This window comes from Pseudoalteromonas tetraodonis, assembly GCF_002310835.1.
Taxonomy (GTDB): Bacteria; Pseudomonadota; Gammaproteobacteria; order Enterobacterales; family Alteromonadaceae; genus Pseudoalteromonas; species Pseudoalteromonas tetraodonis.
Window position 1 is genome coordinate 1,164,839 of record NZ_CP011041.1, and the last position, 14,397, is coordinate 1,179,235.

Sequence of the window (14,397 nt, forward strand, 5' to 3'; positions counted from 1 at the left end):
AAACTTTATGATTCAAAAAGGCCCTTCATTATGACTTTGCTCTGGATACCCCTGTTATCCTTATTAGGCAGTGTTATTTCTGCATGCACCGGCAAACTTTCTCGAAATCAGGCAACGAGCCTAACGGCTATTGCGCCTTTAGCCGCGCTTGCAATTACACTTTATCATGCGCCTGCGGTTCTCGCGGGAGAAACCATTCGTTTTAGCGCGCAGTGGATACCTGCTTTAGGGCTGGATATTTCCTTACGCTTAGATGGATTGAGTTTACTGTTTTTATTTATGATTTTAGGAATAGGGCTGCTGGTTATTTTGTATGCCCGTTATTACCTAAGTCAAAACGATTCACTGCCAAAGCTATTTAGTTACTTAATGTTATTTATGACCGCCATGCTGGGCATTGTTATGTCAAACAATGTGATTCAGTTATGGGTATTTTGGGAGCTAACCAGTATTAGCTCGTTCTTGTTGATTAGTTACTGGTGGCATAAATCAGAGGCGCGCAAGGGGGCGCGTATGGCACTGGCGGTAACCGGTGCGGGTGGTTTAGCATTACTGGGCGGCTTAATGCTGCTAGGTGATATTGTTGGAAGCTACAACCTAGACACTATTTTAGCTAGCAAAGCGATTATTCAATCACATGATTTATACGAATTAGCGCTGGTGCTAGTATTACTAGGCGCCTTTACCAAGTCTGCACAATTTCCGTTTCATTTTTGGTTACCCCACGCCATGGCAGCACCTACGCCTGTTAGTGCCTATTTACACTCTGCCACTATGGTAAAAGCGGGTATCTTTTTACTTGCGCGTTTTTATCCAGCACTGGCGGGAACCGACACTTGGTTTTTATTAGTCGGTTTGACGGGTTTAACTACACTTTTATTTGGCGCTTACATTGCGCTATTCAAACATGATTTAAAAGGCTTATTAGCCTATTCAACAATTAGTCATTTAGGCCTAATTACTCTATTACTCGGCCTAGACACACAACTTGCAACCGTAGCCGCTATTTTTCATATTATTAACCATGCTACGTTTAAAGCGTCGTTATTTATGGCCACGGGTATTATTGACCATGAAACCGGCACGCGTGATATGCGCAAACTCAATGGCATGTGGCGCTACTTACCTTATACAGCCACATTGGCGATGGTTGCTGCGGCGGCAATGGCTGGGGTGCCGCTATTAAATGGTTTCTTGTCAAAAGAAATGTTTTTTGCTGAAACACTGCATCAGCAAGTACTTGGCTCTATGTCGTGGTTAATTCCTGTGCTGGCAACCGTTGCAGGTGCGCTGTCGGTAGCGTACTCATCTCGCTTTATTCATGACGTGTTCTTTAATGGTGAACCGATAGACTTACCACGCACTCCTCATGAGGCACCACGTTATATGCGAGTGCCAATCGAAATTTTAGTGGTGCTGTGTATTTTAGTGGGGATTTTTCCGCACTTTGCAGTAGATGGTATTTTATCGGCTGCCTCATTGGCGGTGCTTGGCCAAGCTATGCCTGAGTACAAGCTAACTATTTGGCACGGTTTCAATTTACCTCTACTTATGAGTGGTATGGCGGTGATTGGTGGTTTATTTATTTACGTTAATCGTAAGTACTTGTTCCAGTTTCAGGCGTCGTTACCCCCTTTTAATGCTAAAAAAATATTCGAGCGTTTTTTAGCGGTTGTGGTTAATTGGTGTCAAAACAAAATCCAATCAACAGAAAATGGCTCATTACAACGCTATGTATTTATTATGTTAGGTGTTGTATTACTTGCCTCAGGTTGGCCATTATTTGAAATGAAACAGCTAGCTGGCAGTGTACCTAACACCCCAGTTGATATTCAAAATGCTATAGGTGCAGGGCTATTGATTATTGGTGCTATTGCTACCGTTATTTGGCATCGAATTCGGATGGTGTCGTTATTAATGCTGTCGATTGTGGGATTAATGGTGTCGGTAGCGTTTACACGTTTTTCAGCGCCTGACTTGGCCTTAACGCAACTTACAGTAGAAGTTGCGACCATCATATTATTAATGTTGGCACTGTTTTTCTTACCGCAAAGTACGCCAAGAGAGTCAAGCTCGTTGCGTATTTTACGTGATGTGGTTATTTCCTCTACGGTGGGGGTAATTATTGCTAGTATTTGTTATGCATTACTGACCCGTCCTCTTAATTCAATTTCTGAATTCTTTGTTGCTAATGCTAAAACAGGCGGTGGGGGTACTAACGTTGTTAACGTTATTTTAGTTGATTTTAGGGGCTTTGATACCTTAGGTGAAATCACCGTGTTAGGGATTGCAGCACTGGGTATATTTAAACTGTTATCAAGAATTCCGCTTTATATGCCAGCAAGCGACAGTGAAGGGCGCCCATGGTCTAAAGACCGTCACCCTATTTTATTGGCTTGTATTTCACAAAGCTTATTACCATTGGCGCTATTAGTATCCGCTTATATTTTCTTACGTGGTCATAACTTACCGGGCGGTGGATTTATTGCCGGCCTAGTGACCTCTATTGCCTTTATTTTACAATATATGGCCCATGGTACTGCGTGGATTAATGAACGTTTTGATGTTAACTATCGAAAAATTATTGCATCAGGTATCGCTATCGCCATGTTTACGGGTGTCGGAAGTTGGTTCTTCGATAAACCATTCTTAACTACCTGGTTTGATTACTTTGATATTCCGTTTGTTGGTAAAACAGAGCTAGCTAGCGCCATTGTATTTGACTTGGGCGTGTACTTAACCGTCGTTGGCGCGACGCTAATGATCCTTGCGAGCTTAGGTAATATGACAGCGAAAGCAGAGAAAGAAGAGGTAAATATTTAATGGAACTGTTATACGCATCTTGCGTTGGCGTGCTAGTCACCTGTGGTGTGTTCTTATTATTAAGAGCGCGCACATTCCCAGTGGTATTGGGGCTGACAATGATTTCTTACGCGGTTAATTTGTTTTTATTCTCATCAGGGCGCTTAACTATCAATAAAGCGGTGGTACTTGGAACTGGCGCTGATTACGCCGATCCGCTGCCACAAGCCTTAGTATTAACAGCTATTGTGATAGGATTTGCCATGACTGCGTTTGTGGTTATTTTATCGATACGAGGGCGAGCAGATTTAGGGAATGATCATGTTGATGGCACCCTAACCAGAAGTAAACGCAAGGAGAGAAAATGATTCAGCATTTAGCATCTTTGCCTGTTTTAATGCCTATGCTAGCGGCAATCATTCTGCTACTGCCACCGTGTGGCAAAAGTTTATTTGCACGGCGATTAACTTCAAGCCTAATGGCTATTTTAACCTTTGTAATTACAGTATTACTGCTGGTTCAGGTTAAAGATAACGGGATTATTGTTTATGCAATCGGTAACTGGTCAGCGCCGTTTGGTATTGTACTGGTAGCAGATATGCTCTCAACTTTACTGGTTACTTTAACCGCCTTTTTAGGTCTTGGTGTGGTTTTATATGGGTGTGCCGGCGATGACGAGCAAGGCAGCTTTTTCCATCCCTTGGTTCATTTTTTAATATTAGGGGTAAATGGTGCGTTTTTAACGGGCGATTTATTTAACGTCTTTGTCTTTTTTGAAGTGTTACTAATTGCTTCTTATGCGCTATTAATGCACGGCGGCGGTAAACCAAAAACACGTGCAGCACTGCATTACGTTATTTTAAACTTGGTTGGCTCAAGTGTATTTTTAATCGGCTTAGGTATTTTATATGGGGTATTGGGTACCCTAAACATTGCTGATATGGCTAATAAAGTACCGCAGTTAACTGGTGATGATGTTTATTTAGCTAAAGCGGGCGGGTTACTATTGCTTGTAGTATTTGCCCTTAAAAGTGCACTATTACCACTGCATTTATGGCTCCCAAATGCCTATTCAAGTGCGACACCCGTGGTTGCTGCATTATTCGCGATTATGACCAAAGTAGGTGTTTACGCCACTTTACGCGTATATACAGTGGTATTTGGTGAGCAAACCGGTGAACTTGAGCATATGGCGCAGTCTTGGCTATGGGCGTTGGCCATTGCTACCATAGTGATTGGGGCAATCGGGGTGTTGGCAGCACAAGATTTACGTAAGCTTACCGCAAACTTAGTACTGGTTTCTGTGGGTACTTTAGTGGCACTGGTTGCACTTCAAAATATAAACGCCACAGCTGCACTATTGTATTATTTGGTGCACTCAACGTTAGTGACTGCAGCACTATTTTTACTGGCTGATTTAATTGCAACTCAGCGAGGTAAAGCCGGCGACAGATTAGTTGGCGGACGCGCAGTTAAACAACCATTCTTGTTGGGAGCGTGTTTTATTATCGCTGGACTAACCGTCATAGGTATGCCGCCACTTTCAGGTTTTGTAGGTAAAATTTGGATTTTAAAAACCACCTTAAACAGTGAGCAAGCACTGGTATTTTGGCCTGTTTACTTAATTATGAGCTTAGCGTTAATTGTTGCTATATCACGTGCAGGCACGAGTTTGTTTTGGGAGCATAAAGACAAAGGCGGTGAGGCTGCTGATGTTGCTAATGCACATCCGTTGCAAGTTATCGTACTTGTTGGCCTGCTCACAAGCTCAATACTGTTGGTTGTTTTTGGTGATTTGGCAACGCAATATGCACTTGAAACAGCAACTCAACTTCATGATATTAGTGGTGGTATTAATGCGGTACTCAAGGGAGGTCTGTAATGCGCTTAGAAGCTCGTTTTCGTTGGTTACCCACACCGTTTCGTAGTCTATTTTTATTTATAGTATGGCTATTATTAAATAACAGTGTGTCTGTAGGGCATATTATATTGGGTGCATTGTTAGCACTGCTTATTCCTTTATTTAGTATGTCGTTTAGAGATCCACAACCACTCATATTAAAGCCTGGCTTGGCGTTTAAGCAGTTACTTATTGTGCTTTACGATATTATTGTGGCTAATTTACAAGTGGCCTTATTAATACTGGGCCCTTCAAAAAATTTACGTCCAGGTTTTGTTAAAGTGCCTATCGATTTAATGCATGAAATGCCAATTACTATTTTAGCTAGTTGTGTGTCTTTAACGCCGGGTACAGTCAGTGCTGAGGTTTATCCTCTCATTAAGTCACTTAATGAAGACGATGAACCGGCGCAGCGATATTTATTAATTCACGTGTTAGATTTAGATGATGAGCAAGCACTTATCAAACAAATTAAAGCACGCTACGAAGCTCCCCTAAAGGAGATATTTCAATGTTAGATACAGTATTACTGATTGTTTTTTCAATGGTTGGATTGTCATTACTACTAAATCTATGGCGACTTATTATTGGTCCATCAGTACCAGATCGTATTTTGGCGCTCGATACAATGTACATTAACGTTATTGCATTGATTATTTTATATAGCATCAGTATGGGAACAGGTTTATATTTTGAAGCCGCTTTGCTTATCGCAATGTTAGGCTTTATAAGTACGGTGGCAGTATGTAAGTATTTACTTCGTGGCGATATAATTGAGTAAGGTATTAAAATGATAAGTGAATGGATCGTATCAATATTGCTGTTATTAGGTGGGCTCTTTATTTTAATTGGCTCTATTGGCTTAATTAAACTGCCGGACTTTTTTATGCGTTTACATGGGCCAACTAAAGCAACCACTTTAGGGATGGCAAGTATACTCACGGCTGCGATGGTATTTTTTGCCAATTCAGCTAGTGGCTTAAGCGTAAAAGAAATATTAATCACTATATTTTTATTAATCACGGCGCCCATTAGTGGTTATATGCTAATTAAAACCGCTATTCATCATAAGTTAAAAGCCAAAGATGGAACGAAAGGACTCGATAATATCGAAAAAGATTAACCCTAACAAACGACAAAAAGCCGAATAATGGTAGTTATTCGGCTTTTTGTTTTTTTGGTTGTTCCCATTTACAACACTTATTGAACATGTGAGTATGGCGTAAATTCAAATACAAAAAGGATATTAATATGGGTAAGGTATTACTTTTATCACTACTTATTTTTTCAACTAACTTATATGCAGCGCAAACTACTAAGCAACAAAAAATTGATGAGCTGGTAGAGGTGATGGATATGGACGCCATGGTTGACTCTATGTATTCTCAAGTTGAGGGCATGATGCAAAATATGTCGGTGCAAATGGGTGTAAAGCCAGATGAAAAGCCAATATTTGATAAATATTATGCCGATATGACTGAGGTGCTAAAAACCAAAATGAGCTGGCAAAAAATGCAGCCTATGATGGTTAACCTTTATGATAAGCAATTTAGTGAGCAAGAGATTAGCGATATGCTCGATTTTTATAAAACAGAGTCAGGGCAAGCTATTTTGAAAAAAATGCCACAGGTGATGCAAGCATCTATGCAAATGTCACAATCTTTAGTGCAAGAAGCCATGCCTGAGATCCAAGCAATTGCTGGGCAGCTAGGTGAAGCACTTAAACAATCGCGTAGCGAAGCAAATTAAATTATTGTTAACCTAACTCTTAGCAAAATAACGTCTACATTTTCTAGCAGTCACTATTTTGTGACTGCTGTATTCTTCCTCTTCTTTAAGCAAACGTAATCACTTATTTAATGTGCCGATAACGCATTCCCTGAGTTTTAAAATAGCGGTTGACCTGTGTGTTACACATAGGTTTATTATATCACTATTAAAACCCGATGGAGTGAGTTATGTATGTTAAACAGCTAGCTAAAATCATGGAAGTGACCCAAGATACAGTGCGGCACTACACGCGTATAAAGTTACTTAACCCCATTCGTAGCCAAAGCAATGGCTATCAAGTGTATACCGCTGCCGATCAACAGCGTTTAAAGTTTATTATTAGTGCACGGCAACTTGGTTTTTCTATTAAAGATATTCAGCAAATAGTTGCTCAGTCGGAGCAAGGGAATTGTCCGTGTCCACTGACACGACAATTAATAGCAAAGCGACTTGAAGAAACAGAGCGGCTATTTCAAGAAACACTCAAACTAAGAACGCGTATGCAAGCAGCGGTAAAACAGTGGGAAAACTCAAGCGATGGTGCCGCAAGTGCTGATATATGTAGTTTAATTGAGACCTTTGTAGATCCCCTTAACGAACAAGTTAGTTCCGAGGAAACAAAATGAGCAACAATAAAGACACAGTGCAAAATTTTATAATTGAAGGCGCCAATTGCGGCAGCTGCGTCGCAAAAATAGAAAAAGCGCTAAAAAGCGTATCAGGTGCGCAGCGTGTTGAAATGAACTTTGCTGATCGCAGTGTGCAAGTTGAAGGCAATGCGCCATCAGCAGAGCTGATTGAAGCAGTCGAAAATATTGGTTACAAGGCTAAGCCAATGAATAGCGAGTCGGAGCAAGACGCGCTAGATGAAAAAGCCAAAGCCGATAACGCACATTATAAAAAGCTAATGCGTAATATGGTATTGGCGCTAGGCGTTGGCGCTCCGCTTATGTTGTATGGGCTTATTTTTGATATGAGTGTTACCACCAACGCGCAGCGCATTGGCTGGTTTATTGTTGGTATAGTCACTTTAGTGGTTATGGCCATTGCGGGTAAACAGTTTTACAACGGCGCATGGCAGTCATTTAAAAACCACACCGCCAATATGGATACACTGATTGCATTGGGCACAGGTACCGCGTGGTTGTATTCTATGGTGGTAGTCATTGCGCCAAGCGTGTTACCCGAGGTGGCTAGGCATGTTTATTTTGAAGCCTCAGCGATGATCATCGGTTTAATTAGCCTAGGCCTTGCCTTTGAAGTAAAAGCCCGCGGTCGTACTTCTGAGGCGATAAAACGCTTAATCGGTTTGCAGCCAAAAACCGCTCGGGTAGTGCGTGATAACAAAGAGCAAGATATAGCTATTAGTGAGGTACTAAAAAACGAGACTGTGCGTGTACGCCCCGGTGAAAAAATCCCTGTGGATGGTGAAGTCATTGAAGGTCGCAGCTCAGTGGATGAGTCAATGCTCACGGGTGAGCCTATGCCAGTGAACAAAACTGAGGGCGATACCATTGTTGCAGGCAGCATTAATAAAAGTGGCACGTTGCTATTTAAAGCCACCCATATTGGCAGTGAAACCACACTTGCCAGTATTATTAATATGGTTAAACGAGCACAAAATTCTAAACCCTCCATAGGGCATTTAGCCGATGTAATATCCGGCGTATTTGTTCCTACGGTAATGATTATTGCAGTGCTCGCGGGCCTTGCTTGGCTTAATTTTGGTCCCGAGCCGAGCATTGCTTATGCGGTAGTGGCCGTGACTACGGTGCTTATCATTGCCTGTCCGTGTGCGCTGGGTTTAGCAACCCCTATGTCAATTATGGTTGGGATAGGTAAAGCCGCTGAATCGGGAATACTTATCCGTAATGGAGAAGCGCTGCAAACTACCTCTAAAATAACCACCATGATTTTAGATAAAACCGGCACGATCACAGAAGGTAAACCCACCGTTACCGATATCATTAATTTTAATGATAGCGATAAAGTACACGTCCTTAAGCTTGCTGCTAGTCTTGAAAGCGGCTCTGAGCATCCTTTAGCACAAGCTATTGTAAGTTATACTGAAAATGAAGATATCACGATTGAAAAAGTCAGCGATTTTAACGCTGTGACGGGGAAAGGTGTTACAGGCACATTTGATGGACAAACTTTATTGTTTGGCAATGAAGCGCTTATGAGCCAACATAATATCAGTATTGCAGAGGCAAAAGAGCAAGCTGAGCAATTAGCCAGCGCCGCTAAAACGCCAATGTATTTTGCTATTGATACCCAACTACAAGCCATTATAGCGGTAGCCGATCCGATAAAAGACGATTCAGCAGAGGCCATTAAACGTCTACAAAAAAAAGGTATCCATGTTGTTATGCTGACCGGTGATAACCAAGCTACCGCTAAAGCCGTCGCTAACAAAGTCGGTATTAAGGACTTTATTGCCCAAGTAATGCCTGATGACAAAGCCAGTGAAGTAACTAAACGCCAAGCTAAAGGTGAAATAGTCGGTATGACGGGTGATGGTATAAACGATGCGCCGGCACTGGCACAGGCCGATGTTGGGTTTGCTATTGGCACTGGCACCGATGTGGCGATAGAAAGCGCTGATATCACCTTAATGCGTGGTTCATTACAGAGTCTTGGCGATGCCATTGCGGTTAGTAGCGCCACTATAGTCAATATTAAGCAAAATTTATTTGGTGCATTTATTTACAATGTGGCAGGTATTCCAATTGCTGCGGGGCTGTTATATCCATTCTTTGGTATATTACTCAACCCGGTTGTTGCAGGTGCTGCTATGGCGTTGTCATCACTAACTGTGGTCACAAACGCCAATCGCCTGCGCTTTTTTAAACCCAGTAAATCGTAATTTTATAAATAGGAGTAGCATTATGTTGATGATCAATATACTTGGTGCGTTGTTAATTGCGGTTATTATATACTGGTTTTGGCTATACAAACCTAAGCAAGTGCAGAGTAATAATAACAAAATAACGATAGTGGTTAATAACGGCGTTTATTATCCTGCCCATATTAAAGTGGCTGCTGATAAAAAAATAACGCTGACGTTTAATCGACAAGACAGCGCCCCATGCGCCGAAACGGTGGTGTTTCCTTCACTCGATATCAGTAAAACGCTCGCTATGGGTGAAAATAACACTGTTGAGCTGCCGGCACTTAAAGTGGGTGAATATGCTTTTCATTGCCAAATGCAAATGTATAAAGGCACGTTAGTAGTGTCTTGAATATCAGATTAATAAAACTAAAAATGGCTCTGATGCGTATGTTCAAGCAGAAAACTTAGAAGGCGTAGTATGAATAAATTAAATCCTAAAAAACTGCTTAATAGTAAATGGACAGCGATCCCAGCAATTAATAAGGATAAACATTTTATTATTGTTGAGGTTGAGTTTGATGAAGACGGCAACGTCATTGAATGTATCACTGAGGCGGTAATGTCAAAAAACCAATACCCAATCCAGTGGCGCGATTTAAAAGATCAACAAAAATGGTTGCAAGGTTGGAAATAAAGCAGGCTGTTTAAAACACATTGCTCACGCTCATAGCCCTTATGAGTATGAGCGACTAGTTTATTGTTTTTTAGAGCAACACATTGCTAGCGACTCTCCTCTATTACAGCTTGTTTTCATCCCAATTCGCCATTTGGCAACAAAACGATAGTTTTTAAATCGTTCTTCAAAAGTTTTTATAAAAAATAATAGAAAAATTATTTTAGTTATTATATTTCAATGCGTTATGCGTATTATTTTATACCGTTAAAGTAAGTATGTCGGATGTGTTCAGAGTCGGTTTATTCTCATAACTGCTCTAAACATGATTTTTCCGGTTTTTTCATTCCCATGTCTCTTTTTATTATAATTTAACTTATTGATTTTAAATGTTTATTTATTTCAGCCTCAGTGGTTGTTGCTAAAAAGCAACAAAATCATGGTTTATTTTTATTAAAATGCTTCAAAATCATTCTAACTGCATGTTTTTAAATAACTTTAAAAACATGGCATCGAAGTTGTAATACCTAAGCTGTATTTAGCAAAAAACGTGATAAAGCACATCGCTTCATCACACAACCTAATGAAGGAATTACATTATGAAAACACTTAAATCAACACTGGTATTAATGGCTTTAGCTTCTTCATCAGCGGCTTTTGCAGCAACCGATTTTGACACACTCGATGTGGATGGCAACGGCGCTATTAGCCAAGCTGAAGCATCAGTTGACGCCTCACTTATGAGCCAGTTTACTGAGCTTGATACTGACCAAAACGGTGAGTTATCTAAAGCAGAGTTTTCTAAGGCGTAACCAGCTTTAGTGCTCAATACTACTACTGATTCTGAGTTGCCCAAGACAACCTAAATAGGCAAGGGAGCTTATGACAAAGAATCGCAAGGATATGAGGTTGATAGTTTTGAGCCAATTATTTTTTATTTGACGAACATTGCACACTTTGAAGGATTATATTATGAAAAAGTTACAATCAACACTGGTATTAATGGCGCTTGCTTCTTCATCTGCAGTATTTGCAAGCACAGACTTTGAAACGCTTGATGTAGATGGTAGTGGCACCATCAGCCAAGCAGAGGCATCGGTTGCTGCACAGCTTTTGGAGCAGTTTGCAGAGCTAGATGTAGATGGTAATGGTGAACTTTCTAAAGACGAATTTTCAGCGTATTAGTTTCCCTTAAGGATCTTTGAAAAGGACTTCTTACCATTTTAATTAAGGCATTTAGCCTAAGGATTAATTATGAAAACATTTACTAAAACACTCGCTTTAATTGCACTTGCTTCATCTTCAGCGGCTTTTGCTGCGGTTGACTTTGATTCTTTCGATACTGATGGCGACGGCGTCATTAGCCAGTCTGAAGCACAAGCTAACTCACAACTAGCTCAATTATTTGATGATTTAGATGTTGATAGCAACGGTGAGCTTTCAAAAGAAGAGTTCGCAAAAATTCAGTAATTATATTACGGATGAAAGCGTTTATGTAATTTATAAACGAGACATAAAAAGCAGCTAAGTAGTAAATACTCAGCTGCTTTTTTGTGCGTGGCGAGAAATAGTGTGTGCAGTTGTCACTAAAATAGTGCAATGGCGTCAATGAATTTAAATTAAGTTATTGATTTTTAAGTTCTTTAATTTTTGGTTTTAAACTTGCTTAGCTGTTGATTAGGGTATTTAAGGAGCCTAACTATGGCGAGAATGAGTTATATAAGTAGTGTTGAGCGCTATAACGAATATGAGCAGATAATACATAGCTTATTAGAATCAATTTTAATGAGTATAGATGACGGCATCGCTAATAATCGTGATATGCGCTATTTAACAAAGCATTATCCTTTTTTAGAATTACAATACTGTTTGGACGAGAAGGGCTCACAACAGGGCAATAACGTTTGCTTTAAACGTGCCTACAATAAAAAATTGGCACAGAGAGGCAATAATCAGGATTTAAGTGAGCGGCCTTATTTTTTAAATGTAAAAGCCTGTAATGCTATTTGTTTTACTGCGCCTTATATTTCTATTGCGACCAACCATTTATGTATATCTTCGATTAAAGAATTAAACAAACCTATCAATAATCAGCATTATTTAGTTGTTGATGTAAGTTTAACGCAGCTTATTGAGTTTGTGATGGGTGATACCGCTCGTGCGACTATGTCACCTTATTTTAAAGCAGGTTATGGAATTATTGTGGCGTGCTTATTTAGTTTGGTGCTTTTTTTACTCAACATCGTATTTATCGACATCTATGAATTAATAACTCACGTAAATAGTTCGTCCGATCCCCTAGAACCCTTTAGCATCATCATTTATATCACGTTAGCATTGGCTGTTTTTGATCTTGGCAAAACAATTCTTGAGGAAGAAATCCTCATGCATAAAGATATTTTTAGACACTCATCAACACGACGAACCATTACCCGGTTTATCTCTACCGTGTTAATTGCTATATCAATTGAAGCACTACTCACTATGTTTAAAGCCGCATTAGGGCAATCAGAGTATTTAATGCCAGCTATAGCGATGATGCTTGCAGTGGTGGGACTTTTAATTGCTTTAGCGATATATGTGTATTTAGGGGCAAAAGCTGAAACATTGCTTACACAGGCACGGGTAAAACTAAAATCCTCCGAGTAGGAGGATTTTAAATAGTAATGTTTAATTGTATTTATTGTTTGTCAGCGGTGCGTTTGGCTTTAAAGTCAGACTCGCTTGTCCATTTTGGCCAATCACCGTTATTCGCCAGTTGTGAGGCTATATCAACAATCAGTTCTATATCTTGTTTTACCCCACCTAATGACCAATCAGCTGAGTAATCGTCAGCTTCTTTATGGTATTTATGAGTGATGTAGTCAGGCTCGGTATCACCTAAGCTCATAAACAGTAAGCTTGGCACACCTTGTTTGGCGAGTGAAAAATGATCCGATCTAAAAAATAAGCCATTTTGCGCACGAGGATCCAGTTTAACTTGACGTCCTTGCGCGTTTGCGGCTTTAGCTAAATAGTGTTCCATAGTCGAGAGGTCTTTACCGTACTGTAAAATATAGTCGGTGCTATCGAGTACGTTCATCCCATCAATATTTAGTAGGGCAACCATATTCTTTGTTGGGATCACGTCACCAGAGGCAAACTGCGCTGAACCAATTAAACCGGTTTCTTCGGCGGTGAAGTTGGCAAAAATAATCGAGCGTTTAAACGGTGTTTGCTGATGCATTTTTTGCATTATTCGAGCAATCTCAAGGGTGGCCGCGGTGCCTGATGCGTTATCAACGGCGCCATTATAAATTTTAGGACCGCTGTCGGTTTGTTTAGTGCCAAAGTGATCCCAATGGGCACTAATAACGATGTATTCATCTGGGCTTTCACTGCCTGTGATTTTTGCGACCACATTATGTGATTTTGCATGTGACACTTCGTTTTTAAATGCAAGGGTTGCTTTTAAATTCAACGCTTTAGCTTGAAATTGCTCACTAAGTGCTTGTTGCTTTAATTGTTGGTAATTTAAGTGTGCTGATGCAAATATTTGCTCGGTGGCATCGAGTGTTAGCCAGCCCATAACGGGCAATTCAGATGCATTGAGGTTGTTATCCATTAGACTGTATTTAGTGCCGGTATTTGAGCTTTCAACTACCCCCCAAGGGTATGCGGCAGGAGCTGTTTCGTGAACAATAAAGACCGCTTTAGCGCCTTGGCGCGCGGCTTCTTCATATTTATAAGTCCAACGACCATAATAAGTCATGGCATTACCAGTAAATAACGTATCGTCTTGAGTGGCAAAGCCCGGATCGTTTACCAGCACAATAACGGTTTTACCAGTTACATCAATATTGGCGTAGTCGTTCCAGTTATATTCAGGGGCATTTATACCATAACCGACAAAGACCACATCAGAATTTCGAACATCAATAACAGGCTGTAATTGTTTAGTACGAGCAGTAAAGTCTTTACCCCCTTTAAAGCTTAAATCACCCATGGTCAATTGCATGTTTTGATCTGCGGTGATCATGGCCATTTTAACCGGATGTAAAAAATCACCGTTATAGGCACCAGTTAACCCTATGGCTTTGTATTGTTCACTCAAATAGCCAACGGTTTTTACTTCACCCAATGTTAATGGACCGCGACCTTCAAAGTCATCAGAGGCAAGGGTTTTAATATGCTGTTTTATATTATTTAAACTAACGCCCGGACTGTTTTCGAGCGAGGAAGTGGGGGTTGCAGACTCTGAGCAACCCGTTAGTACAATAACTAAAAAAAATGTGATGGTTTTTATATAAGACATAATAAGTTAGGAAATAATATTTTTTTCGACTATAACCCCAAACAATAACACAATGCGAATTTTTATCCCTTTTAAACCTATTTTTATGCAGCTTACCTCTTTGGCCCTTTACCCATTAACCGCCA

16 protein-coding genes are annotated in these 14,397 nt (G+C 40.3%); 15 read left to right on the plus strand and 1 reads right to left on the minus strand.

Annotation, left to right across the window (positions count from 1 at the left end; all coding sequences use genetic code 11):
- Nucleotides 1-30 precede the first annotated feature (30 nt).
- The 15 genes from PTET_RS05430 (at nt 31) to PTET_RS05500 (ending at nt 12,627) form a co-directional block, all read left to right on the plus strand.
- A complete protein-coding gene (locus PTET_RS05430; protein ID WP_096038305.1) occupies nt 31-2,823 on the plus strand; it encodes a monovalent cation/H+ antiporter subunit A in 2,793 nt (930 codons plus the stop codon).
- Nucleotides 2,823-3,170, plus strand: coding sequence for a Na+/H+ antiporter subunit C (locus PTET_RS05435; RefSeq protein WP_013464542.1), 348 nt, complete (start codon nt 2,823-2,825; stop codon nt 3,168-3,170). Before PTET_RS05430 ends, PTET_RS05435 begins: the two co-directional genes overlap by 1 nt.
- Nucleotides 3,167-4,684 carry a monovalent cation/H+ antiporter subunit D gene (locus PTET_RS05440; RefSeq protein WP_096038306.1) on the plus strand — a complete coding sequence of 506 codons (1,518 nt, stop codon included), beginning with the start codon at nt 3,167-3,169 and terminating at the stop codon, nt 4,682-4,684. Before PTET_RS05435 ends, PTET_RS05440 begins: the two co-directional genes overlap by 4 nt.
- The gene (locus tag PTET_RS05445; protein ID WP_016899457.1) at nt 4,684-5,220 is read left to right on the plus strand and encodes a Na+/H+ antiporter subunit E; all 537 of its coding nucleotides are present in this window, start codon (nt 4,684-4,686) and stop codon (nt 5,218-5,220) included. The genes PTET_RS05440 and PTET_RS05445 overlap by 1 nt, the downstream gene beginning before the upstream one ends.
- Nucleotides 5,214-5,483 (plus strand): K+/H+ antiporter subunit F, encoded by a 270-nt coding sequence (locus PTET_RS05450; RefSeq protein WP_008114565.1) that lies wholly within the window; start codon nt 5,214-5,216, stop codon nt 5,481-5,483. The genes PTET_RS05445 and PTET_RS05450 overlap by 7 nt, the downstream gene beginning before the upstream one ends.
- A gap of 9 nt (nt 5,484-5,492) precedes the next feature.
- Nucleotides 5,493-5,825: a Na+/H+ antiporter subunit G gene (locus tag PTET_RS05455; protein WP_013464546.1), complete on the plus strand. Its 333-nt coding sequence runs from the start codon at nt 5,493-5,495 to the stop codon at nt 5,823-5,825.
- A 128-nt stretch (nt 5,826-5,953) separates the two neighbouring features.
- Nucleotides 5,954-6,451 (plus strand): DUF2059 domain-containing protein, encoded by a 498-nt coding sequence (locus PTET_RS05460; protein ID WP_036956928.1) that lies wholly within the window; start codon nt 5,954-5,956, stop codon nt 6,449-6,451.
- A 209-nt stretch (nt 6,452-6,660) separates the two neighbouring features.
- Nucleotides 6,661-7,098 carry a MerR family transcriptional regulator gene (locus tag PTET_RS05465; RefSeq protein WP_096038307.1) on the plus strand — a complete coding sequence of 146 codons (438 nt, stop codon included), beginning with the start codon at nt 6,661-6,663 and terminating at the stop codon, nt 7,096-7,098.
- On the plus strand, nt 7,095-9,338 hold the full coding sequence (locus PTET_RS05470) for a heavy metal translocating P-type ATPase (protein WP_096038308.1): 2,244 nt from the start codon (nt 7,095-7,097) through the stop codon (nt 9,336-9,338). The genes PTET_RS05465 and PTET_RS05470 overlap by 4 nt, the downstream gene beginning before the upstream one ends.
- A 22-nt stretch (nt 9,339-9,360) precedes the next feature.
- Nucleotides 9,361-9,714 carry a cupredoxin domain-containing protein gene (locus PTET_RS05475; RefSeq protein WP_058154388.1) on the plus strand — a complete coding sequence of 118 codons (354 nt, stop codon included), beginning with the start codon at nt 9,361-9,363 and terminating at the stop codon, nt 9,712-9,714.
- Between the two features lie 69 nt (nt 9,715-9,783).
- Nucleotides 9,784-9,999 carry a TIGR02450 family Trp-rich protein gene (locus PTET_RS05480; protein ID WP_016899463.1) on the plus strand — a complete coding sequence of 72 codons (216 nt, stop codon included), beginning with the start codon at nt 9,784-9,786 and terminating at the stop codon, nt 9,997-9,999.
- Nucleotides 10,000-10,577: 578 nt separating this feature from the next.
- Nucleotides 10,578-10,790: an EF-hand domain-containing protein gene (locus PTET_RS05485; RefSeq protein WP_008467122.1), complete on the plus strand. Its 213-nt coding sequence runs from the start codon at nt 10,578-10,580 to the stop codon at nt 10,788-10,790.
- Between the two features lie 160 nt (nt 10,791-10,950).
- Nucleotides 10,951-11,163 carry an EF-hand domain-containing protein gene (locus PTET_RS05490; RefSeq protein WP_016899464.1) on the plus strand — a complete coding sequence of 71 codons (213 nt, stop codon included), beginning with the start codon at nt 10,951-10,953 and terminating at the stop codon, nt 11,161-11,163.
- A gap of 69 nt (nt 11,164-11,232) precedes the next feature.
- Nucleotides 11,233-11,448 carry an EF-hand domain-containing protein gene (locus tag PTET_RS05495; protein ID WP_013464551.1) on the plus strand — a complete coding sequence of 72 codons (216 nt, stop codon included), beginning with the start codon at nt 11,233-11,235 and terminating at the stop codon, nt 11,446-11,448.
- Between the two features lie 231 nt (nt 11,449-11,679).
- A complete protein-coding gene (locus PTET_RS05500; RefSeq protein ID WP_096038309.1) occupies nt 11,680-12,627 on the plus strand; it encodes an EAL-associated domain-containing protein in 948 nt (315 codons plus the stop codon).
- A 31-nt stretch (nt 12,628-12,658) separates the two neighbouring features.
- On the opposite strand, the gene PTET_RS05505 is transcribed toward PTET_RS05500, so the two are convergent.
- Nucleotides 12,659-14,272, minus strand: coding sequence for a M28 family metallopeptidase (locus PTET_RS05505; protein ID WP_096038310.1), 1,614 nt, complete (start codon nt 14,270-14,272; stop codon nt 12,659-12,661).
- Nucleotides 14,273-14,397 lie beyond the last annotated feature (125 nt).

Excerpts from the sequence above, each read along its gene's own strand:
- PTET_RS05430 (WP_096038305.1), top strand. The coding sequence starts at position 31 with ATGACTTTGCTCTGGATACCCCTGTTATCCTTATTAGGCAGTGTTATT.
- PTET_RS05435 (WP_013464542.1), top strand. The coding sequence starts at position 2,823 with ATGGAACTGTTATACGCATCTTGCGTTGGCGTGCTAGTCACCTGTGGT.
- PTET_RS05440 (WP_096038306.1), top strand. The coding sequence starts at position 3,167 with ATGATTCAGCATTTAGCATCTTTGCCTGTTTTAATGCCTATGCTAGCG.
- PTET_RS05445 (WP_016899457.1), top strand. The coding sequence starts at position 4,684 with ATGCGCTTAGAAGCTCGTTTTCGTTGGTTACCCACACCGTTTCGTAGT.
- PTET_RS05450 (WP_008114565.1), top strand. The coding sequence starts at position 5,214 with ATGTTAGATACAGTATTACTGATTGTTTTTTCAATGGTTGGATTGTCA.
- PTET_RS05455 (WP_013464546.1), top strand. The coding sequence starts at position 5,493 with ATGATAAGTGAATGGATCGTATCAATATTGCTGTTATTAGGTGGGCTC.
- PTET_RS05460 (WP_036956928.1), top strand. The coding sequence starts at position 5,954 with ATGGGTAAGGTATTACTTTTATCACTACTTATTTTTTCAACTAACTTA.
- PTET_RS05465 (WP_096038307.1), top strand. The coding sequence starts at position 6,661 with ATGTATGTTAAACAGCTAGCTAAAATCATGGAAGTGACCCAAGATACA.
- PTET_RS05470 (WP_096038308.1), top strand. The coding sequence starts at position 7,095 with ATGAGCAACAATAAAGACACAGTGCAAAATTTTATAATTGAAGGCGCC.
- PTET_RS05475 (WP_058154388.1), top strand. The coding sequence starts at position 9,361 with ATGTTGATGATCAATATACTTGGTGCGTTGTTAATTGCGGTTATTATA.
- PTET_RS05480 (WP_016899463.1), top strand. The coding sequence starts at position 9,784 with ATGAATAAATTAAATCCTAAAAAACTGCTTAATAGTAAATGGACAGCG.
- PTET_RS05485 (WP_008467122.1), top strand. The coding sequence starts at position 10,578 with ATGAAAACACTTAAATCAACACTGGTATTAATGGCTTTAGCTTCTTCA.
- PTET_RS05490 (WP_016899464.1), top strand. The coding sequence starts at position 10,951 with ATGAAAAAGTTACAATCAACACTGGTATTAATGGCGCTTGCTTCTTCA.
- PTET_RS05495 (WP_013464551.1), top strand. The coding sequence starts at position 11,233 with ATGAAAACATTTACTAAAACACTCGCTTTAATTGCACTTGCTTCATCT.
- PTET_RS05500 (WP_096038309.1), top strand. The coding sequence starts at position 11,680 with ATGGCGAGAATGAGTTATATAAGTAGTGTTGAGCGCTATAACGAATAT.
- PTET_RS05505 (WP_096038310.1), bottom strand. The coding sequence starts at position 14,272 with ATGTCTTATATAAAAACCATCACATTTTTTTTAGTTATTGTACTAACG.